General features: G+C 53.5%; 18 protein-coding genes. 7 read left to right on the top strand and 11 right to left on the bottom strand.

The window, feature by feature from the left end:
• The first annotated feature begins 114 nt into the window (after nt 1–114).
• A complete protein-coding gene (locus FD737_RS17430) occupies nt 115–1,524 on the top strand; it encodes an MFS transporter (protein WP_160834123.1) in 1,410 nt (469 codons plus the stop codon).
• Nucleotides 1,525–1,559: 35 nt separating this feature from the next.
• Here FD737_RS17430 and FD737_RS23765 read toward each other — a convergent pair whose 3' ends face one another.
• Nucleotides 1,560–1,760 carry a hypothetical protein gene (locus FD737_RS23765; protein ID WP_202404597.1) on the bottom strand — a complete coding sequence of 67 codons (201 nt, stop codon included), beginning with the start codon at nt 1,758–1,760 and terminating at the stop codon, nt 1,560–1,562.
• Between FD737_RS23765 and bamA the strand changes: the two genes are divergently transcribed.
• Entirely contained in the window at nt 1,729–4,167 is a 2,439-nt protein-coding gene (gene bamA, locus FD737_RS17425; RefSeq protein ID WP_160834122.1) for an outer membrane protein assembly factor BamA, read from the top strand. The genes FD737_RS23765 and bamA overlap by 32 nt on opposite strands.
• Nucleotides 4,168–4,356: 189 nt before the next feature.
• Here the strand turns inward: bamA and FD737_RS17420 are convergent, their stop codons facing one another.
• Genes FD737_RS17420 through FD737_RS17400 form a run of 5 tightly spaced genes read right to left on the bottom strand, consistent with a single transcriptional unit; the run spans nt 4,357 to nt 9,387 of the window.
• The gene (locus tag FD737_RS17420; protein ID WP_160834121.1) at nt 4,357–5,439 is read right to left on the bottom strand and encodes an ABC transporter ATP-binding protein; all 1,083 of its coding nucleotides are present in this window, start codon (nt 5,437–5,439) and stop codon (nt 4,357–4,359) included.
• Nucleotides 5,440–5,442: 3 nt separating this feature from the next.
• On the bottom strand, nt 5,443–6,390 hold the full coding sequence (locus tag FD737_RS17415; protein WP_370523103.1) for a carbohydrate kinase family protein: 948 nt from the start codon (nt 6,388–6,390) through the stop codon (nt 5,443–5,445).
• 2 nt (nt 6,391–6,392) lie between these two features.
• Entirely contained in the window at nt 6,393–7,232 is an 840-nt protein-coding gene (locus FD737_RS17410) for a carbohydrate ABC transporter permease (protein WP_160834120.1), read from the bottom strand.
• Complete coding sequence (locus tag FD737_RS17405) at nt 7,222–8,130, bottom strand: carbohydrate ABC transporter permease (RefSeq protein ID WP_160834119.1); 909 nt, start codon at nt 8,128–8,130, stop codon at nt 7,222–7,224. The genes FD737_RS17410 and FD737_RS17405 overlap by 11 nt, the downstream gene beginning before the upstream one ends.
• Before the next feature lie 9 nt (nt 8,131–8,139).
• Nucleotides 8,140–9,387 carry an extracellular solute-binding protein gene (locus FD737_RS17400; RefSeq protein WP_097118772.1) on the bottom strand — a complete coding sequence of 416 codons (1,248 nt, stop codon included), beginning with the start codon at nt 9,385–9,387 and terminating at the stop codon, nt 8,140–8,142.
• 261 nt (nt 9,388–9,648) lie between these two features.
• Here FD737_RS17400 and FD737_RS17395 point away from each other — a divergent pair, with 261 nt between their 5' ends.
• Entirely contained in the window at nt 9,649–10,818 is a 1,170-nt protein-coding gene (locus FD737_RS17395) for an ROK family transcriptional regulator (protein WP_160834118.1), read from the top strand.
• 127 nt (nt 10,819–10,945) lie between these two features.
• Here FD737_RS17395 and FD737_RS17390 read toward each other — a convergent pair whose 3' ends face one another.
• Both FD737_RS17390 and FD737_RS17385 read right to left on the bottom strand, forming a co-directional pair.
• On the bottom strand, nt 10,946–11,647 hold the full coding sequence (locus FD737_RS17390; RefSeq protein WP_160834117.1) for a GNAT family N-acetyltransferase: 702 nt from the start codon (nt 11,645–11,647) through the stop codon (nt 10,946–10,948).
• Nucleotides 11,648–12,039: 392 nt separating this feature from the next.
• Nucleotides 12,040–12,288 carry a hypothetical protein gene (locus FD737_RS17385; RefSeq protein ID WP_160834116.1) on the bottom strand — a complete coding sequence of 83 codons (249 nt, stop codon included), beginning with the start codon at nt 12,286–12,288 and terminating at the stop codon, nt 12,040–12,042.
• Nucleotides 12,289–12,653: 365 nt separating this feature from the next.
• On the opposite strand from FD737_RS17385, the gene FD737_RS17380 reads away from it, so the two are divergent.
• From FD737_RS17380 to FD737_RS17370, 3 genes are all read left to right on the top strand, one after another.
• Nucleotides 12,654–13,112, top strand: a complete 459-nt coding sequence (locus tag FD737_RS17380; protein ID WP_097118776.1) for an acyltransferase — start codon at nt 12,654–12,656, stop codon at nt 13,110–13,112.
• Nucleotides 13,113–13,219: 107 nt separating this feature from the next.
• A complete protein-coding gene (locus tag FD737_RS17375) occupies nt 13,220–13,681 on the top strand; it encodes a helix-turn-helix domain-containing protein (RefSeq protein WP_097118777.1) in 462 nt (153 codons plus the stop codon).
• A complete protein-coding gene (locus FD737_RS17370) occupies nt 13,681–14,256 on the top strand; it encodes a PIN domain-containing protein (protein ID WP_160834115.1) in 576 nt (191 codons plus the stop codon). Before FD737_RS17375 ends, FD737_RS17370 begins: the two co-directional genes overlap by 1 nt.
• Before the next feature lie 46 nt (nt 14,257–14,302).
• Here FD737_RS17370 and FD737_RS17365 read toward each other — a convergent pair whose 3' ends face one another.
• Genes FD737_RS17365 through FD737_RS17355 form a run of 3 tightly spaced genes read right to left on the bottom strand, consistent with a single transcriptional unit; the run spans nt 14,303 to nt 18,676 of the window.
• Nucleotides 14,303–16,093 (bottom strand): ABC transporter ATP-binding protein, encoded by a 1,791-nt coding sequence (locus tag FD737_RS17365; protein ID WP_097118779.1) that lies wholly within the window; start codon nt 16,091–16,093, stop codon nt 14,303–14,305.
• Nucleotides 16,090–17,532: a M81 family metallopeptidase gene (locus tag FD737_RS17360; protein WP_097118780.1), complete on the bottom strand. Its 1,443-nt coding sequence runs from the start codon at nt 17,530–17,532 to the stop codon at nt 16,090–16,092. Before FD737_RS17360 ends, FD737_RS17365 begins: the two co-directional genes overlap by 4 nt.
• Before the next feature lie 10 nt (nt 17,533–17,542).
• On the bottom strand, nt 17,543–18,676 hold the full coding sequence (locus FD737_RS17355) for an ROK family transcriptional regulator (RefSeq protein ID WP_160834114.1): 1,134 nt from the start codon (nt 18,674–18,676) through the stop codon (nt 17,543–17,545).
• 201 nt (nt 18,677–18,877) lie between these two features.
• Here FD737_RS17355 and FD737_RS17350 point away from each other — a divergent pair, with 201 nt between their 5' ends.
• Nucleotides 18,878–20,413: an ABC transporter substrate-binding protein gene (locus FD737_RS17350; protein ID WP_160834113.1), complete on the top strand. Its 1,536-nt coding sequence runs from the start codon at nt 18,878–18,880 to the stop codon at nt 20,411–20,413.
• The last annotated feature ends 2 nt before the right edge of the window (nt 20,414–20,415 follow it).

Here is a 20,415-nt window from a genome sequence, read left to right as displayed (position 1 = left end):
GCAGATCTCCAAACGAGACGGGTAGTATTTATACCATGATAAACAAGCACTGGTACCCGTTTAATAGTTAGGTGATGCTATGCCGTACTGCACTTAAAAACAAGGTTAAAACCGATGCAAACATCGCAACTTCAACGCGCGGGACTGGTGGTCCTGCTGGCAGGGCAACTGCTGCCCATGATCGATTTTTCCATTGTCAACGTGGCGCTGGATGCCATGGCGCATACGTTGCGCGCCACATCGATTGAGCTGGCGCTGATTGTCGCCGTGTACGGCATTGCTTTCGCCATCTGCCTGGCGATGGGCGGACGCCTGGGGGATAACTACGGACGTCGTCGGATATTCCTGGCGGGAGTAGGGAGCTTTGGTATTGCATCTTTATTATGCGGCATCGCCAACAGTGTCGGTCTGTTGATGTTTGCTCGCGCATTGCAGGGTGTAGGCGCGGCTTTCATCGTGCCGCAAATCCTCGCCACCATGCATGTCACCATGAAGGGCAGGGAGCACGCGCGCGCCATTGGCCTTTACGGCGGCATTGGCGGGCTGGCCTTTATCATTGGCCAGGTGTTAGGTGGATTCCTGATCAAAGCGGATATCGGCGGCTACGGCTGGCGCAGCGTGTTCCTGATCAACCTGCCGATTTGCCTGTTTGTGCTGATCACCGCGCGACGTTTTGTGCCTGAAACCCACAATCATCAGCGCGTGCCGGTGGATGTCAGCGGCACCTTGCTGCTTGCAGGCGCGATTGGCTGTTTAATGCTGGCGCTGGCGCTCGGTCCGCTGCTGCACTGGTCATGGCCGTGCATTCTGCTGCTGGTGCTGTTCCCGGTGTTATTGCATCGCCTGCGTCAGAGTTCACTGCGTCTGGAAGCAGAAGGTGGTTCGCCGTTGCTGCCCCCTTCGCTGCTGCGTCTGCCAAGCGTTCGTTTTGGTTTAACCCTGGCGGTGCTGTTCTTCTCCTGCTGGAGCGGCTTTATGTTCGCGGTAGCGCTGACGCTGCAGTCAGGCATTGGCTTAACTGCATTTCAGTCGGGAAACGCGTTTATCGCACTGGGCGCTGCCTACTTTGTCGGCGCGATGCGTTCAACGCGCATGGTGGAACGCTTTGGTAAACGCACCACGTTACTGACCGGTTGCGGCATCCAGATGGTCGGTTTGATTGCACTGATCGGGACTTTCCAGTTTGCCTGGCCTGATGTTGGCGTCTTTACCCTGATGCCGGCCACCATCCTGATTGGCTTTGGTCAGTCATTTATCGTCAGCACCTTCTACCGTATCGGCATGAGCGGTGTACCGCATCACCAGGCGGGCGCGGGCAGCGCAGTGTTATCCACCGTACAGCAATCGGCACTTGGCCTGGGCCCGATGCTGCTCGGAGGCGTGTTCACCCAGATAAATGTGCATGGCAATCATTTGGCGGCCATCTCCGGCACCCTTGGCGTCGAGCTGTTAATGATGGTGACGCTGGTGATTCTGACCAGTCTGAACCGTCGCACTTTCCAGCCGGTGACGGCGGAAGGGTAATCCTTATGCTGTGATTTCTGCAGCGGCTTTTCAGCTTACTGTAAGGTAAGCGAAAATCCGTTGATTGCGCTGAATTTACCTTTGGCGCAGTGGTCTTTTTTCCGGAACATATCGCCGCAACTAACGGGCTGAACCGCGTGTTCAGCCCGTTTTTTTGTGGTGCGGCAGAAATGCGTTGAATGGAAAACGGCAGGCTCATAGCAGATGAAAAAGATGTTAACCGGGTTACTTTTCATGGTAACCACCATAGCCTTTGGTGCAGACGATTTCACCCTCAGGGATATTCACTTTGACGGCTTGCAACGCGTCGCACCGGGTGCAGCAATGCTGAGTATGCCCGTACGCGTGGGCGATCGCGTCACACATGACGATATTCGTAACACCATTCGTGCGCTATTTGCCACTGGCAACTTTGAAGATGTGCAAGTGCTGCGCGATGGCGATGCGCTGCTCATTCGTGTGAAAGAACGGCCGGCCATTGCGAGCATTTCCTTCTCCGGCAACAAGGCAATCAAAGAAGATCAGCTGAAGCAAAATCTCGACGCCACCGGTGTGCGGGTCGGCGAAGCGCTGGATCGCACCACATTATCGGATATTGAAAAAGGGCTGGAAGATTTCTACTACAGCGCGGGTAAATACACTTCCAGCGTCAAAGCTGTGGTCACGCCGTTGCCACGCAATCGTGTCGACCTGAAGTTCGTGTTTACCGAAGGTGTATCCGCGAAGATTCAGCAGATCAATATTGTCGGCAATCATGCCTTCTCATCAGATGAACTCATCTCGCACTTCCAATTGCGTGATGATGTGCCTTGGTGGAATTTTATTGCCGATCAGAAATATCAGAAACAAAAACTGTCCGGCGATTTAGAAACACTGCGTAGCTATTATCTCGATCGCGGTTTTGCACGTTTTAATATTGATTCAACGCAAGTGAGTTTAACACCCGATAAGAAAAGTATTTATCTGACAGTCAATATTCATGAAGGCGATGTTTACCATATTTCCGATGTTATCCTGAACGGCGATATGGCGGGACACTCCGCCGAAATTGAGAAACTGGCCCATATACCGCCAGGGGCTTTATACAGCGGTGCCAAAATTACTGAGAACGAAGGCGCGATCAAAGCGCTGCTCGGTCGCTACGGCTATGCTTTCCCGCAAGTCAGTTCTCAGCCTGAAATTAACGATGCAGACAAAACCGTTAAACTGCATGTGAATGTTGAAGCAGGGCATCGTTTCTACGTGCGTCAGGTGAAGTTCAGCGGCAATGACACCTCGAAGGATTCGGTGTTACGTCGCGAAATGCGCCAGATGGAAGGGTCGTGGTTAGCCAGCGATGCGGTTGATCAAGGTAAGGCCCGTCTCAATCGTACCGGCTATTTCGAAAGCGTCGATGTTGATACCCAGCGTGTGCCCGGCAGCCCTGATCAGGTCGATGTGGTGTATAAGGTGAAAGAGCGTAACACCGGCACTTTCAACGTGGGTCTTGGGTACGGCACCGACAGCGGCATCAGTTACCAGCTTGGCGTCAGCCAGGATAACTGGATGGGTACCGGTAATACCGTGAGTTTTAGCGGCACTAAAAACAGTTATCAAACCTATGTTGAGATTGCTGCCACCAATCCTTACTTCACCGTGGATGGCGTGAGTCTTGGCGGTAAACTGTTCTACAACGACTACAGCGCCGAAGATAATGACCTGTCTGAATACACGCTGAAGAGTTTTGGTGCCAGCAGTACGTTAAGCTTCCCGATCAGCGAAAACAGTAATCTGAGTTCAGGGCTGGATTACACCTACAACCGCGTCAGTAATATGGCACCACAGGTCTCCATGTGGCGCTATCTGGGATCGCAGGGCATCCATCCGAAAGTGATCACCACCAATGAAGATGATGATGACGATTACGCCACCAGCGATGAGAAGTTTGTCGCCAATGACTTCTTCTGGAACATTGGCTGGAACTACAACTCATTAGACCGTGGTTTCTTCCCAACGTCGGGGGTTTCCGCTGGCTTTAATACCAAAGTGACGATCCCCGGATCGACCAACAGCTATTACAAAAGTACGCTGAGTGCCAACGCATACTTACCGCTTAGCAGTGATCATCGCTGGGTGCTGATGGGGCGTACCAAAGCCGGCTATGCTGATGGTTTGGGCGGCAAAGAAGTGCCGTTCTACGACAACTTCTACGCCGGCGGCTCCAGCTCCGTGCGCGGATTCTCATCCAATACCATCGGTCCAAAAGCGGCTTATTACAGTTGCACCGGCAGCGAAAGCAGCTATGGCAACTGTTCGGTGAATAAATCGGATGATGCGGTGGGTGGTAATGCGATGGCTGTGGCGAGCGCGGAGTTAATCGTCCCGACTCCATTTGTTAGCGATCGTTATGCGGATTCACTGCGCACCTCGTTCTTTGTCGATGCCGGTACCGTTTGGGATACCAAATGGGAAAATACCGCGGCAACGCGCGCGGCAGGCATTCCGGATTATGGTGATCCGAGTGAAATCCGTGTTTCCAGCGGTCTGGCATTACAATGGCAATCGCCGCTTGGTCCGCTGGTGTTCTCTTATGCCTTGCCGATCAAAAAATATGAAGGCGATAAGTCTGAGCAGTTCCAGTTTAATATCGGGAAAACCTGGTAGTGGTTATTTCTCTGTTAAAGAAAGAAGTAAGATTTACGTTATCTTTAAACAGAGAGAACAGAATAAAATAGCCGTTTTCGTAAAATAGTCAGGGTACGGTGCTTATGGAATGAGTGCCTGCCATCATCGTTGTTATGCATTTTCTATCAATATATTTCGCCACCCATTTGGGTGGCTTTTTTATATTATTTAACCTTCGCTCAGGCGTAATCCGCTTTCTGCATCAAACAGATGAATCTTCTCGGCGTTAAATCCAATACGAATCTGATCGCCACTCACCGCGCTATGACGCCCGGCGATTTGCATATGCATGGCGTGACCGTGCCATTCAAGGTGCAACAACGTTGATTCACCGGTGATTTCGACCACTTTTACTTTAGCTTGTGCGCGAGTTTCGGCTTCCAGTAAATCATGAGGACGCACGCCCAGCGTCACCTTAGCCCCTTCGCGATCGCGTGCCGCCGCATGCCAGCGCAGAGGTAGCGGTTGCCATAAATCCTGGCACTGCACACCCGGAATGCCATCGCGGGTAATCAATTTCGCCGGTAACAGGTTCATCGGCGGTGATCCGATAAAACGCGCCACGAAGGTATCTGCCGGACGATCGTAGATCGCCAGCGGTGCACCCTGCTGCACAATGCGTCCCTCTTTCATCACCACAATCTGATCGGCCAGGGTCATGGCTTCCACCTGGTCGTGCGTGACATACACCATGGTGGTTTTGAAGCGTTGATGCAGGGATTTGATCTCCGCACGCAACTCCATCCTCAGCTGTGCATCGAGGTTGGACAACGGCTCATCAAACAAGAACACCTGCGGATTGCGCACCATCGCGCGTCCCATCGCCACACGCTGGCGCTGCCCACCGGATAACGCACGCGGATAGCGCCCGAGCAGTTTATCAATGCCGAGAATCCCGGCGATGCGTTCGATTTTGCTCTGCTGCTCTTCGCGCTTCACTTTCTTCACCTGCATATGAAACGCGAGGTTCTCTGCCACCGTCAGATGCGGATAAAGCGCATAGCTTTGAAACACCATAGCGATATCACGATCGGCGGGATCGCGATCGTTGATTGCCACTTTATCCATCATGATTGCGCCATCCGACAGGCTCTCCAGCCCCGCCAGCAGGCGCAATAAGGTGGATTTACCACAGCCGGACGGACCGACCAGTACGGTAAAACTGCCGTCGGGAATGGTAAGGTCGAGCGGATGCAGAACCGATTGTTTGCCGTAGCGCTTGGCCACTTTTACGAGTTCAACACTGGCCATGATTTAGCGCTCCTGTGCGGAAAGTTGCAGTTGATGCCAGTCGGGATAGCGACGTGGCTGGGTACTGATTGCCAGTGACGCCACCGCGATGCCCCATTGCAACGCGGTGGTGATATTCTGCTGATGCAGCAGCGCAGTGAGAAAACCGGCATTAAAGCTGTCGCCTGCGCCAATGGTATCTACCACGGTGACGGGCTTAGCGGGTTGATTGATGTGCTGATGTGATTGCCAGCAACCTGCGCCTTGCGCACCGCATTTGACCACGCAACCGCCGCGGCCGCTGAGTCGTTGTGCGAGTTGGGTGGCGGCCACGTTAAGATTCTCCGCGTCCATTAGGCCCAGCGTTTCGACCTCATTGAGCAGCAGCCAGTCACACAGCGGTAACCACTGCGTCATCTGCTGGCGAACCTCTTCGGTCCACCCCTGCGGCGGCCATCCGGTATCCACGGCGGTGGTAAATCCGCGTTGCTGCAACTCACTCAGTAACAGCGGGTATTCGTTGTAAAGTTGCAGGCACAGGAAGGTGCCACACAGCAGCACGATATCGCCTTCACTGGCACGCAGCGGCAGTTGATTCAGCACATCTTCGGCGGTGAGCCGCACGATATGGCCAAGATTACTGAGGAAGGATCGCTCGTGATCGGAGTGCGTCACACCCACGGTCAGTGAGGTTTCACAGTGATAGCGCGTCCAGTGGGCGACGCTGTGCGGGAAGTAACTGCCCAGCCAGGCGCTTAAGCCGTCATCGCCCTGATTTGCCACCGCACGATGACGCACCTGCATCGCTTCTAACGCTAACGCACAGTTGCCCGCCGATCCGCCCGGTCGCAATTCGCTGTGATTCATCATCACTTCGGTGCCACGCTGCGGCCAGTGGTCGAGGGTGCCCATAATCAAATCGACGTTAATATTGCCGACCACATACAGCGTGGCGGTAGTGTCCATGTTCATCTTCATCCTTTGCTCCCGCCACTGGCCAGGCCGCTCACCAGCGTTTTCTGCAGCCAGATAGCAATAAACAGCGGTGGCACGGATGCCAGAATGCCGACCGCTGCGATCAAACCATCATCGGTGGCGCGTCCGGCGGTAAAGCCCGCAATCGTCACTGGCAAGGTTTGTGCCGCAATGTTGCTGGTGAACAATAGCGCATAGAAAAACTCATCCCACGCCAGCAGCCAGCCAAACAGCGCCGCTGCACCCAACACTGGTTTTGCCAGTGGCAGGGTAATGCGCAGCAGCACCTGCCAGACGCGCAAGCCATCCAGCCGCGCCGCTTGCTCAATATCCTGCGGTAAGGCATCGAACTGGTTTTTCAGCATCCACGTCAGAAACGGCAGGATCAGCGAGCAGTAAACGATGATCAAACCGGGGCGCGTGTTAAGCAGATCAAACTGTTGCAGCAGGAAGTAGAGTGGCAGCACAAACGCCACTGGCGGCACCATATATATAGCGAGCGAGGCAAACAGCCAGCCATCGCGACCACGGTAGCGGGGGAAGCTGAACGCCGCCGGAATGGCCAGCAGCAGACAGATAATCGTCGCCCCGGTTGCCACTAACAGGCTGTTACCCAACGCATGCAGGAACAGTGTGCCGGGTTGGCCGGGTTCCAGTGACATCAATCGGCCGTAGCGACTGAAGTCCCACTGGCGCGGCAACCATTCCAGCGGAACCCGCGTGAGATCGCTGGTGGCGCTGACGCTCATCAGAAACAGCCAGCCCATTGGTGCGAGTACCGAAATTGCCACCAGCAGCGCGGCGGCATATTTGGCTGTGTTGCGTAATTTAGCCTTCATACGCGCTCCCTTTACGGCGCTGACGCCACAACAACAACATATAGAGGGTGATCAGCACGGCGCACAGCAGCGTCATCAGCATGGCGTAAGCCGCGCCGCTGCCCGCGCGCAAATAGCTGAATGACTCCTGATAAACGTAGAAGCTCAGGGTTTTAGTGCTATCGACCGGGCCGCCGCGTGTCATCACATAGATGATGTCGAAAATCTTGAAGGCATCGATGGTGCGCAGTACCAGCGCCACACTCAGCGGGCCGACAATCGCCGGGAAGGTAATGGCACGGAAGCGCCGCCAGGCAGATGCACCATCCAGACGAGCCGCTTCAAACAGATCGTCAGGGATGGATTGCAATGCAGCCAGCACCAGCAGGGTCACCAGCGGATAGTTTTTCCAGATATCGGCAAACATCACCGCGTTGAGCGCCGAATCCGGCGATCCCAGCCAGCTACGATAGCCATCAATAATGCCCAATTGAGTCAGCAGGGCGTTAATGCTGCCGTAATCGGGGTTAAAGTTGAGACGCCACATCATGGCGTTGACGATGGTCGGCAGCGCCCACGGCAGAATCACCAGCACGCGCAAAATGTTGCGTCCGGCAAATTTCTGATTCAGCAGCAGCGCCACCAACACGCCAATCGCCCCTTCAAACGCTACCGAGACAACGGTGAAGTAGAGTGTGCGCCACAGTGAAGATTGAAAATCAGGATCGGTGATGGCGAACAAATAGTTCTCCACACCCACCCAGGCTGGCACTTCGCCGCTGCCAATGAGGGCAGCATCGGTGAAACTCAGCCAGATGGTGCGCAGCAGCGGCCAGGCGGTGAGCAACAGCATCACCAGCAACATGGGTGCTAACAGCACCCATGCCTGCCGTTGTTCGCGTTGACGCAAACTCAGCATGCTGACCCCTTAACGTAAACGCGCAGCACTTTTATCAACCGTCTGCATGGCCGCGTCTGGCGTGGCGCTGCCCACCAGCACTTGCTGCAGTTGCTGCTGCAAGGTGTTGGAGAGACGGGAATAATCAGCGGTTTCCGGGCGTGAAAGCATCACGTTCAATGATTTGTCCGCCGCCGCGATCAGGCTCTCCTGATTCTTCAGTACCGCAGGATCCTGATATGAGCTTTTCCAGATGGGCAGGCTCAGGGTAGCGTATTTGTTTTGAACCGGTTGCGAAGTCATGTAGCTAATGTATTGCCACGCCTGGTCACCGTGGGTGCTGCCTTTGGCGATGCCGAGCCCCATCGAACCGTTCACCGCACCAAATTTACCCGGCGCATCGCCTGGTGCCGGAACGATACCCACCTGACCGGCCACTTTGCTCTGCTTCGGATCGTTAGCCATGTTGTACATATAGGTCCAGTTCAGCGCGAACGCGGCATCGCCGTTGGAGAAGGCTTTGCGCACATCCTCTTCCAGATATTCGCGTGATGCTGGGTTACTCAGCCCTTCATCCAGCGAACTCTTCATCAGCTTGACCGCCTGCAATGAGGCCGGGCTAGAGAAATCGAGCTTGCCGTTGTTATAGAATTTGCCGCCAAAGCCAGATACCAATGTGGTGTAATCACACACCAGCGCTTCCGCCTGCGACCAGCTCCACACCAGTGGATATTTTACGATGTTCTTTTGTTTGATGATGCGTGAGTCATCAATCACCTGTTGCCAGGTTTGCGGCGGGGTGGTGATCCCGGCTTTCTCCAGCATCGCTTTGTTGTAATAGAGATATTTGGTATCCAGGATCCACGGCATGCCAAGGGTTTTGCCGTTATAGACCACGGTGTTCATTGCGCCGGGGAAGATCTTCTCTTTTTCGTCTGCGGCGATACGGCTGCTGACGTCCTGCAGCAGATCAAATTTGGTGAATTCCGCCGGCCAGATGGCATCAAACAGCACCACGTCATAACCGTTACCGCCTGCGCCACGCGCCGCGACAATTTTGTCGTGCAGCGCTTCGTACGGCACAAACTCCAGATTCACCTGCACATCCGGATGCGCTTTCTGGAACTCCTGCGTCATGGCGCGAATATCATTTTCGCTGTAAGCCGCCTGAGTCATAAACAGCGCATTGAGGGTGGTTGCGGCTGCCGCGCTGCCGGCGCTGGCTAACATGACCGCGATGGCACAGCCTTTCAATGTGGTCGAAAACCGGATTTTCATAACATTTTCCGCCTTGATGCAAGAAGAGGGTGTTTAATTAAATCAATTTGATTGATTTAATAACGCGCACAGGTTGTCAGGTTGCTGCAGCTGACATCAATGAACTAAAGCAAGTGACGTGCCAGGGCATAAATCTCGTTTGCCGCTGCTCACTACTCTGCACAGATTTTTGCGGCTGTCAGGTAAACAGGTTGTAAATTGTGTCGCCGATCATAGATATTGATGCGCTGGCAGTCGCGGGCGTGAGAAGAGGGAAGCAGGATGAAAACATCAGGAACCAATCTGGAGCATGCGCGCGCGCACAATCGCCGTGTGATCATCGAAGCGATCCGCCTGCACGGTGAATTGACGCGGGCTGAGCTGGCGCGACTGACCGCCTTAACCCCGCAAACCGTCTCCAATATCGTGGCTGAACTGGAAGCCGCCGAACTGCTTACCAGCCGCCAACCGCGCAAGCAGGGGCGTGGGCAACCGGCGATTCCGGTAATCCTCAATCCAGCCAGTGCCTTCTCCATCGGCATTCATCTCGACCACCAAACCCTACTGATCGTACTGGTGGATCTCACCGGTGAAGTTCATTTCCGCCGCCTTATTCTGGTGCAAAAACCCCAGCCCGATGCCACTTTAGCGCGCATTGCGGAGGTGCTGGCAGAGATCAAAACGCAGCTCGGTGACCGCTGGCAGAAAGTCCTGGGGATCGGCGTAGTGATGCCGGGACCCTTTGGCGTTGAGGGGATTTCCTCGGTGGGTCCCACTACCTTGCACGGCTGGGAGTCGGTCGATATCGAAGCAAGGCTGGCCGAAATGAGCGGCGTGCCGGTCACGCTGGAGAACGATGCCACGGTAGCGGCGATTGGGGAGCGTTTCCACGGCGTTGCGCGCCATCTCAACTCGTTTATTTATCTCTATATCGGCACCGGATTGGGCGCGGGTATTATCATGGATGGTCACGTTTACAGCGGCCATGCGCACAATGCTGGTGAAATTGGGCATGTGGTGGTGGAACCGGGTGGGCGCGAATGCTATTGCGGCAATCACGGCTGTCTGGAACGTTATGTGTCACTGCAGGCCGCCTATGAATTCTGTGGGCTGGACCCGATGACCGCGTTGCCGGACGACCTGCTGGAAGTCGATCCCGCAGTATTTGATCGCTGGATTGATACCGTGCTGACGCCATTGCGTCAGGGCATCAATATGCTGGAATGCATTTTCGATGCGGAGAGCGTGATCATCGGCGGCATGATGCCCGCCGCACTGCTGGATAAAATCATTCAGCGCCTGCCGCCGCTCTATCAGTCGGTGCGCGGGCGTTATCTTACCGGCTCACGTTTGAAAACGGGCATGACCGGCAGTGATACCGCGGCATTGGGTGCGGCGGCGTTGCCGATTTTTGACGAGTTTAATCCGCAGTTTCAGGTGTTGATGAAATGAGGACAAGAAGGAGCTGGCAAGGCCGGTTCCTGCCCTTAAATGACGTTGAAACAACGGAAATCCTGACTTGCCATCTGCCAGAATACTGTGCCTGACGCCTGCGCTGAGGCAGGTGACTTGATAGGATTTAACCTGCGAAAAATACGCTCAACTTTTGCTGCTCCCGGCCGTGCTCATCCATATTATCCGCCGCCAGCCAGGCCGATATCGCATGCTTCACCTGCGGCCATTCACCATCAATTATCGACAGCCAGTCGGTATCGCGATTGCGTTGTTTGCGTGTCATTGCCTGGCGGAAACGCCCTTCATAAGTGAAGCCAAGACGTTCCGCTGCCCGACGTGAGGCGAGGTTAGTGGAATCACAGCGCCAGGCGACCCGGCGGTAGCCCAGCTCAAATGCCTGTTTCAGTAACAAGTAGATCGCTTCACTGCCCAGCACGTTACGCTGCATCAGCGGCGACCAGGTGACATGACCAATCTCAATCGCACCGTTCTGGCCGTCAATATTGGCGAAACATACCGCACCAACCGCTTGCTGAGTGCGTTGGCCGATCACCGCGTAACTCACCAATCCGCTGTCCTGGCATTTTCCACTGATCCAACTTTCCATCTCTGCCAACGAGGCGGGCTGTGTCGCGCCCAGCCAGGTCCAGTCCCGATCGTCTGGTGCGCTTGAGAAGGCGGCAAACAAAGCGTGACTGTGCGCAATATCTAACGGTTCAAGCGTACAAAAGCGGCCGTGAAGCGGAATAGCAGGAGGCGCGGCCAGCGGCTGCCAATCTGGCAGAGCAAAACCCACTGGCTGACCATATTGATTCAGTTGCGTCATCGTCTGTCCCTGCTGAGCTGAAAATTATGTGCAAAGGCACTGTGTTGCCTTAATACACTCAGTTTATAACAAGAAAATTATCGGGCGATTTAAAATCTTTTTTACGCATTACCGTAATGACATTTTGTACCACCCATAACTTGCCAATTTGTCTGTCATGGGTGACTGCACACGGAAAATGTAAATGTGTTGTATTGCACTTTAAAACAAACCGCCTACCTTCATCATAATCAATTATCGTAGAAAGGTGTGTTTGAATGAATATCTGAAATACGTTATCCAGTTCATGTAATGTAATGGATGGTTTATTACGCGGATCGTTTAGTCGTTCAAATGCGGCATGGAAAGTAAAATGAATTCTGGCGCAGTCTTCAGCGAGGATGTCATTGATATCAGCTTCCAAATTCAGGAGTTGTTGTTCCGTTATGGTCATAATGCTGCGCAGCAACCTCGCTCAGTTTGCGATTGAGCTCTTCATTTGAGAGTGCATGAACGGTCGTAACATGGGCGCTGTAGCTTAGCGTTCCCATCCGGACATCAAACTCTTCATTATCAAATGAATCGACAAAGACGGCGTTGCCGCTCTCAGCATCAAAGAATGAGGCGTAATTCTGCTCTATTTGCATGTCAAATTTAAACATACAGACTCCCAATCAAGAAATTCTCTTCGATTATAGATGACAGAAATTACACCTTTTATGCAGTTTTAGCGACAAGCCGATAAACAATTCGCGATGAGTTTATCATCCGCTGAACAATGTGCAATATTTAAATGGTCGAAGTGTTAAAATAATTTCTATTTAAATCATATTGTTAATGGTTTCGGTAACGAGATTTAATACTGTTTTATGGCCATATATGTCTCGATTTTTAATTTTCAACTTGTTAGCTTTACAGTTTCCAAAAACCGAGAGTATGTGTTGTTAAAACGTGTAAGTAGATTCAGTCACATTATTAAAAATATATCTCGGACGAGAATCTTCAGAACAAAACAAATGGAGCTAAAATGCAGCCAAATCTACGCGAAGTCGCAGTCAAAAACGTTGAAATCGGTAGTAACGTTACGATTTACCAGCCTGCGAACGTTTATGGCTGCACCCTGCAAGACGATGTCTTCATCGGTCCGTTTGTCGAAATCCAGGCACATACGGTGATTGGAAGAGGCACAAAAGTGCAGTCGCACACCTTTATCTGCGAATACGTTAGCGTGGGCGAAAACTGCTTTATTGGTCACGGCGTGATGTTCGCCAACGATATGTTCCGGGATGGCAAACCCAATGCCGATCGAGAAAGCTGGGCGCGCATCACGCTGGGTAACAACGTCTCAATCGGCAGTGGCGCGAGTATTTTGGCGGTCAGCATCTGCGATGGCGCGGTCATCGGCGCGGGCAGTGTGGTGACGAAAGACATCACGCAGAAGGGCGTTTACGCCGGAAACCCGGCGCGTTTACTGCGGTTGCTATAGTACAAGGAACAGACTGGTTGTTTCGTTTATTTCGGATGTTGTTTGTTTCGTTTGTTTCGATTAGTATTAGAGCGCTGTAATTCACGAACTAAGAAACTGGAAAACTCATGACAAACTCAATTCTGGACAATGTCAGCCTTCCGGCTCAGAAGGAAATTGAGGCCGCTCTACGTGGACAAAGAGAACTGGCGACTTTTCTCTCCACAAAGCTGGAGACACAAGTCATATCCATTCAGGATGCAAACGACGAAACTCACCAAATCGAGTTGCCAACCTCAGCTTTAACGTTGCTAATGAAGGTGTTGGGAGAACTGGCCGTTGGAAATGCGGTGCAGGTCGTTCCGGTTCATGCTGAATTAACCACACAGGAAGCAGCCAATATCCTCAATGTCTCACGGCCTCATATGGTGAAACTATTGGAAGAGGGGAAGCTGCCATATCATAAAACTGGCCGCCATCGCCGCGTGCTTTTTGCAGACCTGATGCGCTATAAAGCTCAGCGCGAAAGTGAAAGTAATAATGCTATGCAGGAGTTGGCTGACTTAAGCCAAGGACTCGGTCTTTACTAATGACTCACTCGCCTTATCCGGTTGTACTTGATGCCTGTGTTATTTATCCAAACATGCTTCGTGACTTGCTTATGCGACTTGGACTAAGTGGTTTATACATGCCTAAGTGGACCGCGACTATCCATGATGAATGGCAACGAAACTTGGTTAAAAATATGCCTGAAGTCACGCCGGACAAGGTTAAGCGTATAGAAGTGCTAATGGACAAAGCGCTTCCTGATGCTCTTGTGACTGGTTTTGAGCCGCTGATTTCTGGGTTATCACTGCCTGATGAAGATGACAGGCATGTGGTTGCTGCGGCAATAAAATGTAATGCAGAAGTCATAGTCACATTCAATTTAAAAGATTTCCCGGGCGAGAATTTGGATGCGCTGGAGATTGAGGCGATGCATCCGGATGAATTTATTTTAGATTTAATCGATCTGAATCGAGCGCTGGTTTTAAAGGCGGTGCGAGAGCAGCGTACAAGCCTTAAAAATCCAGCAATCGGTTCAGAGGAGTATCTTACCTCATTGTTAAAGCTTGGATTGCCAATGACGGTAAGAGCTTTGGAAGCTTATAGCTTCATGATTTAGCTCGCATAATGCGGGCAGCATTATTGATTTATCTGTTGCGTCTGCTTTAACTCTCCATCACCCAATGCCCGGCGCTCACCTCGCGATAGCGCCGTGTTTCCGGCACAAACCCCAGAGCGCGCACCGGGCTTTTCAGCTCGCTAACGTCCATATGGCGCTTGAGATGACGTCGAGCTGGATCTGGAACCGGCACCGATGACAATAACTTGCGCGTGTAGTCATGCTGCGGATTCTCAAAGATCGCGGCGCGCGGGCCGATCTCGACAATCTCGCCCAACAGCATCACCGCCACGCGATGGCTGATGCGTTCCACCACCGCCATATCGTGCGAAATAAACAGATAAGACAGCCCTAGGCTGCTCTGCAGATCCAACAGCAGATTAATAATCTGCGCCTTCACGGTCACATCCAGCGCAGAGACGGATTCATCGGCAATAATCATTTTGGGGTCGAGCATCAATGCACGGGCAATACAGATGCGCTGGCGCTGACCGCCGGAAAACTCATGTGGATAACGTTTCATCATCGCCGAAGACAAACCCACACGTTCCATCAACTCCGCCGCCTTTTCCCGAGCAGCCTGTTTACTGCCGAGCTGATGTTGCAGATAAGGCTCGGTCAGGGCTTCGAGAATCGACATCCTTGGATTAAGGCTGGCGAACGGGTCCTGAAATATCATCTGCATCGCCCGACGTAACTGGCGCAGTTCGCTGGAGGAGAGATTTAGCACGTCATAACCGTCGAAAGCGATCTCGCCGGCATCGGCTTTCACCAGCCGGGTGAGGGAGCGACCGGTGGTGGATTTTCCACAGCCGGATTCACCGACCAGCGACAAGGTTTCGCCGGGCATCAGATCGAAAGAGATATTCTCCACCGCATGCACCGCACCGGTTTTGCGGCTTAACAGCCCTTCGTGGATGCTGAACCGGGTGCTAAGGTTTTTTACCGACAGCAGCGGCTGTTGCGAAGCGGGGCGCTCAGGTAGCAGTGCCACCGCATCACCTTTCAGCGCAAACTTCTGCGGCCCCGAAATGCCACGCATGGCGCCGAGCTGCGGCACGGTAGCGATCAGCGTGCCCGTATAATCCGCCGCTGGCGCCGAGAAAATGTCCGCCGTGGTGCCGGTTTCCATCACATCACCTTGATACATCACCAGCGTGCGATCCGAGACTTCTGCCACTACGCCCATATCGTGGGTGATAAACAGTACCGCGGTGCCTTCCTCTTCCTGCAATGTCTTAATCAGGTCGAGAATTTGCCCCTGGATAGTGACATCCAGTGCGGTCGTCGGCTCATCGGCAATCAGCAGTTTTGGCCGCAACGCCAGCGCCATGGCAATCATCACACGCTGGCGCATGCCGCCGGAAAAGTGATGCGGATAATCATCGAAGCGTTTAGCGGCATTAGGAATGCGCACTTTCTCCAGCAGCTTCACCGTCTCTTTCCGCGCCGCCCGCTTACTGATGTTGCGATGGTTGATCAGGACTTCAGCGATCTGGTGACCAATGGTGAAAGAGGGGTTGAGGCTGGTCATCGGCTCCTGAAAAATCATCGCCACGGCGTTGCCACGAATATCGCGCATCGCTTTTTCGCTCAGATTCAGCAGGTCCACGCCGTTCAGCAGCACTTTGCCGGTCACGCGCGCGTGGCGCATATTCAGCAAGCGCATAATCGCCATCGACGTCACGCTTTTGCCCGAACCCGACTCCCCGACAATCGCCAGCGTCTCACTGGCGTTGATGGTCATCGATACGTTCTTCACTACCTCACGCCACTGATCGTCATGGCGAAACGCAACGGTGAGGTTTTCTACCTGCAAGACCGGCTCGCGACTCATTTGGCCGCCACAAAGCGAGCCGAACGGGTGCTGACCGGCAGAAATTCAAAGTCAGTGTCGAAAGGATAGGCAGGCTGCAGTTTACGTTTACGCGCCAGACGTTCGACGTACTGATCCACCACGCCTTCAGACAGCGCCATCAGGTTAGGATTAGCAAATGGTGCCAGTTCCGGTGACAGATAACCCGATTTCACCACCACAATTTTTGCCTGCGCAGGATGAAGCCCCAGCAATTCAAAATCAGCGATATTGTGATAAGGGCGACGACGATCGGCGACCACCACCGTAATGCCGCCGGTTTTCAGCAGCGCCTGTTTAGCCAGCGAACGCGCATCATCACTCACCAGCAGGACTTCAAATTCTGCAGTAACTTTCCCCCCTGCGGGATCGAGCGTGGCACCGATCGTCAGAGTGAGTTTCGCCCCAACGCCTGCCGCAAAAGCAGCATCGGTGGCCGGTTTATCGGTGATTCCGGCGACGATCACATCCTGCGCGCCCTGGCGAATCAACTCTGCCAGCAGATTGGCACGATCGCCCACGCCACCACCGGTCGGGTTATCGCCCGAGTCGGCCAAAATCACCGGTGCAGTTTCACTGGCGATGGCCATTTTCACGCACTCTTCGGTGCTGCCTGTGACGCAGCCGAAGACAAACTCGTCGCGCGCCTGCCAGTATGCCAGCGCCAGTTTTGCTGCCTGTTCGGAAAGCACATCGGCGTCGGTACCGGTCATGATTGCCGCCGCAGTGGCGCGCGGTTCATCGGCCCAGACATAGCCGACCATCAGCGACGCATCCCAAATGTGGTCGATTTCATTGATACCCGGCAAACGCGCATACAAACTTTTTGCCGGTTCATCTTCGGTACTGGTGCGCTCACCGGGCAGCACCACCGGAATCGGTGCCCAAATCACACCGGGTTTCACGCCGGTTTGGAGGCTTTTCACCAGCATCGACACGGATCGACGCATGGTTTCTTCCACATCGATGTGCGGCGCCGTGCGATAGGTTGAGAACATATCAATGGCATCGATGATGCGCTGCGTCACGTTGCCATGCAGATCGTAACTGACGGTGATCGGACAATCCGGGCCGACCAGTTCGCGCGTGGCAGTAATCCAGTCACCTTCGGCATCTTCCATCCCTTCCACATACACCGCGCCGTGCATGGCGAGGTAGACGCCGTCCACCGGCAGCTGGGCTTGCAGACGGGTGAGAAAATCCTGCCTGAAGTCATCATAAGTGACCCGCGCCACCGGGCCACCGGCGATGGCGCGCGCATGGAAGGTCGGCAGAAATTCGGCATCGTAATCCTGCAGGAAAGCAAAGTAGGGGTTGGTCAGCAGATCGTCACCGCGCACGATGCGGAAGTCGTCGGCATAGTTCAGCACCGGGTTATACGTACTGCACTCCGTATGAATGCCACCAAAAGCAATGCGCATACAGCCTCCGCTAGTCGGGTAATTGAATGATAAATCGATATGCTGCCACGCTTGCCGCGGCGCGCGCCCAGCTCTGTTCGCTGATCACGATGCTGGAAATCGGGGTTTTGCCCATGATCGACGGCAACACGTGGCTATCAATGGATTGCATCACCACGGTTTTCAGTAAGCCGTCAAAAGCATCGGGTTGATGTGCGATGACGATCAATTCGGGATCGTTCATCTGAATAATGTTGGCGATCGAGAGGCCCAGCGCGTGACCAGCCTGATGCAGAATGGCGATGGCGGCACTGTTGCCTTTCACCGCCAGCGCTTCCAATTCGGCGATGGTTTGGCTCTCGAGTGCTTTATCGCGCATGCTCTCGCGAATCGCGGTCAGCGAGGCGAGAGTATCCAGGCAGCCGCGTTTGCCGCATCGGCAAGGGCGTCCGCCGGGTTCGATGGTGCAGTGGGCGATTTCACCGGCCCCGCCGTGTGCGCCGCGATGCAGTTGACCCTGGAAGAAGTGTGCGGAACCGATGCCGTCACCATGGGAAATCAGGGTGAAGTTGCGCGCTTTTTTCGCCACGCCGAAGATCTTCTCGCTGACGGCCAGCGCTTTGGCATCGTTCTCCAGCGAGACGTCCAGCCCGGTTTGCTGTTTGAGCATGTCGGCCAGCGGGACATTCTTCCAGCCCAGAAGCGCTGATTGCACGCAAATTGCCTGATTTTCATCGACAAATCCGGAGAGCGTAACGCCCAGGCCAATTAATTGATCGGCTGAAATGCCTTTCTGCGCAATCAAATCGGGAATCGCTGCTGCTAGCGTCACACTCAGCTGTTGGGGATCAGGATCGAGTGGCATGTGCGTGCTCGCCAGCACCAGTCCATGCATATCAATCAGCACTAAAACGACGTACTCGCCGAGTAGCGAGGCGCCGAGAAAATAGGCGCTGTCAGCACGCATTTTTAATAATACCGATGGCCGACCCTGACCACTGGATTCCGCCAGGCTCTCTTCCAGCAATCCGGCATTCAGCATCTCTTTGACCAGTGGGCTAATCGCGGCTTTGCTCAACTTCATATTTTCCGCAATAGCGGTACGGCTCATGCCGTGCGAGGCAATAAGCAGACGCAAAATTTGCTGCTGGTGGGCATTGAGCATGTTGGTTCTCACTGCATTAGCGATATGACCTGACAATAATGAGGCTGGAAAACAAATTCAACGATATTTAGTTAATTTTCTGAACGCAGATCTTACTATAAGTAAAATATATGAACTTACGTATTGGCTTTTGTTCAGAGAGTGTGCCTTATATAACGTTGTTAATTCACCTAACATTTCAATGATTCATTGAGGGCCTTCATGCAAAGCACATTCAAGCATTTAAAGGTACTGACGCTGGCCGGTTGTATCATGGCGTCACTGGCAAGCTCGGCGGCAATGGCCAGCCAGCTGGTGATTATGCAAAACGAACCGCCACGCAGCATGGATCCGGGCAACCAGACCGCTACCTTTACCGGCACGGTACTCGACCCGATGTACGAAGGCCTGACGCGTTTGGGTGATGACGGCAAGATTATTCCCGCGCTGGCGCTCTCCTGGAGTGCGGACAGCAGCGGATTGCACTGGACCTTTAAGCTGCGCCCCAACGTAAAATTCCACGACGGCACGCCGTTTAATGCCGATGCGGTAGTCGAAAACTTCCAGCGCCATTTGGATACCAAACGCGGTCTGGCGGGCAGCGGTAAAGTTCGCACCTTTATTCAGGATGTGAAGAAAACCGATGATTTAACGGTTGAGTTTGAGCTGAAAAAAATCAATCCGGCCTTTTTAACCGTGCTGGCATCGGGACCAGGATTAATGGTCAGCCCTACCGCAGATAAAGCAGGCAGCATCAATAATAAGGCGGACGGCACCGGGCCGTATAAGCTGGAACAATATAAATCTGGCGAATATGTGCTGGAGAAAAAGAACAGTGATTATTGGGGTCAATCAAACGGCCCTGATGAAATTAAATGGACGTGGAGCAGTGAGCCTTCCGTGATGAATATGGCGCTGCAATCCGGACAGGTCGATATTATTAACCCGGTGCCACCGCAATTCGCCGGCATGTTGAAAAACAATGCCAACGTTAATTTAAAACAGTCGCCGGGTGCGGCCGTGTTCTGGGTGGATCTGAATACGCAAAGCAAAGCGTTGAGCGACGTGCGCGTGCGTCAGGCGCTGAACTTTGCTACCGATCAGCAGGCGCTGGTGAAAGCCATCATGTTTGGTTATGCACAGCCGGCTAACTCTTCACTGGCACCAGTCGATGCCAACTACGATAAGAATCTGAAGGATTATCCTTACGATGTGCAGAAAGCCAAAGACTTGCTGAAAGCGGCGGGTTACCCGGATGGCTTTAGCATGTCAATTGCTGTTCAGGCACCCGATGCGCGCACCGCGCAGGTGTTGCAGGGGCTGTGGGCTAAAATCGGCGTGAAGTTGAATGTGCGCCAGATGGAAAGCGGCGTCTGGACCAAAGCCGCCTTCGCCGATGCCAAAGAGAAAGCCCAGCAGGGCACTGATGCAGTATTGGCGTCATGGTCATCCGGTTTATACGGTTCCGACTTGCAGCTGCGCCCGCTATATCACAGCGCCAGCTTTGCACCGGGCGGCGCGAACCTCGGCTTCTTTAGTGATAAGCAAACCGATGACCTGATCGATACCGCCGCCTCCACGCTTGACGATGCGAAACGTAAAGATCTCTATTTCCAGGCACAGAAACAGATCAGCGGGCTGGCTCCGCAGGTGCTGCTGTTCTATCAGGATGATCTCTACGCCTCGCGCAAAAACATCAGCGGCGTCACCATGCAGCCTGGCGGACAGATTGTGGTTCGCGATGCAGTGAAGAACTGATA

Origin of the sequence: Pantoea sp. Seng (genome assembly GCF_009829935.1) — a bacterium.
GTDB lineage: Bacteria > Pseudomonadota > Gammaproteobacteria > Enterobacterales > Enterobacteriaceae > Pantoea > Pantoea communis.
This window is presented reverse-complemented; position numbering and strand designations above follow the sequence as displayed.

Coding starts and splice junctions, on each gene's coding strand:
- FD737_RS17430 (WP_160834123.1), top strand. CDS start 115: ATGCAAACATCGCAACTTCAACGCGCGGGACTGGTGGTCCTGCTGGCA.
- bamA (WP_160834122.1), top strand. CDS start 1,729: ATGAAAAAGATGTTAACCGGGTTACTTTTCATGGTAACCACCATAGCC.
- FD737_RS23765 (WP_202404597.1), bottom strand. CDS start 1,760: ATGAAAAGTAACCCGGTTAACATCTTTTTCATCTGCTATGAGCCTGCC.
- FD737_RS17420 (WP_160834121.1), bottom strand. CDS start 5,439: ATGGCCAGTGTTGAACTCGTAAAAGTGGCCAAGCGCTACGGCAAACAA.
- FD737_RS17415 (WP_370523103.1), bottom strand. CDS start 6,390: ATGAACATGGACACTACCGCCACGCTGTATGTGGTCGGCAATATTAAC.
- FD737_RS17410 (WP_160834120.1), bottom strand. CDS start 7,232: ATGAAGGCTAAATTACGCAACACAGCCAAATATGCCGCCGCGCTGCTG.
- FD737_RS17405 (WP_160834119.1), bottom strand. CDS start 8,130: ATGCTGAGTTTGCGTCAACGCGAACAACGGCAGGCATGGGTGCTGTTA.
- FD737_RS17400 (WP_097118772.1), bottom strand. CDS start 9,387: ATGAAAATCCGGTTTTCGACCACATTGAAAGGCTGTGCCATCGCGGTC.
- FD737_RS17395 (WP_160834118.1), top strand. CDS start 9,649: ATGAAAACATCAGGAACCAATCTGGAGCATGCGCGCGCGCACAATCGC.
- FD737_RS17390 (WP_160834117.1), bottom strand. CDS start 11,647: ATGACGCAACTGAATCAATATGGTCAGCCAGTGGGTTTTGCTCTGCCA.
- FD737_RS17385 (WP_160834116.1), bottom strand. CDS start 12,288: ATGTTTAAATTTGACATGCAAATAGAGCAGAATTACGCCTCATTCTTT.
- FD737_RS17380 (WP_097118776.1), top strand. CDS start 12,654: ATGCAGCCAAATCTACGCGAAGTCGCAGTCAAAAACGTTGAAATCGGT.
- FD737_RS17375 (WP_097118777.1), top strand. CDS start 13,220: ATGACAAACTCAATTCTGGACAATGTCAGCCTTCCGGCTCAGAAGGAA.
- FD737_RS17370 (WP_160834115.1), top strand. CDS start 13,681: ATGACTCACTCGCCTTATCCGGTTGTACTTGATGCCTGTGTTATTTAT.
- FD737_RS17365 (WP_097118779.1), bottom strand. CDS start 16,093: ATGAGTCGCGAGCCGGTCTTGCAGGTAGAAAACCTCACCGTTGCGTTT.
- FD737_RS17360 (WP_097118780.1), bottom strand. CDS start 17,532: ATGCGCATTGCTTTTGGTGGCATTCATACGGAGTGCAGTACGTATAAC.
- FD737_RS17355 (WP_160834114.1), bottom strand. CDS start 18,676: ATGCTCAATGCCCACCAGCAGCAAATTTTGCGTCTGCTTATTGCCTCG.
- FD737_RS17350 (WP_160834113.1), top strand. CDS start 18,878: ATGCAAAGCACATTCAAGCATTTAAAGGTACTGACGCTGGCCGGTTGT.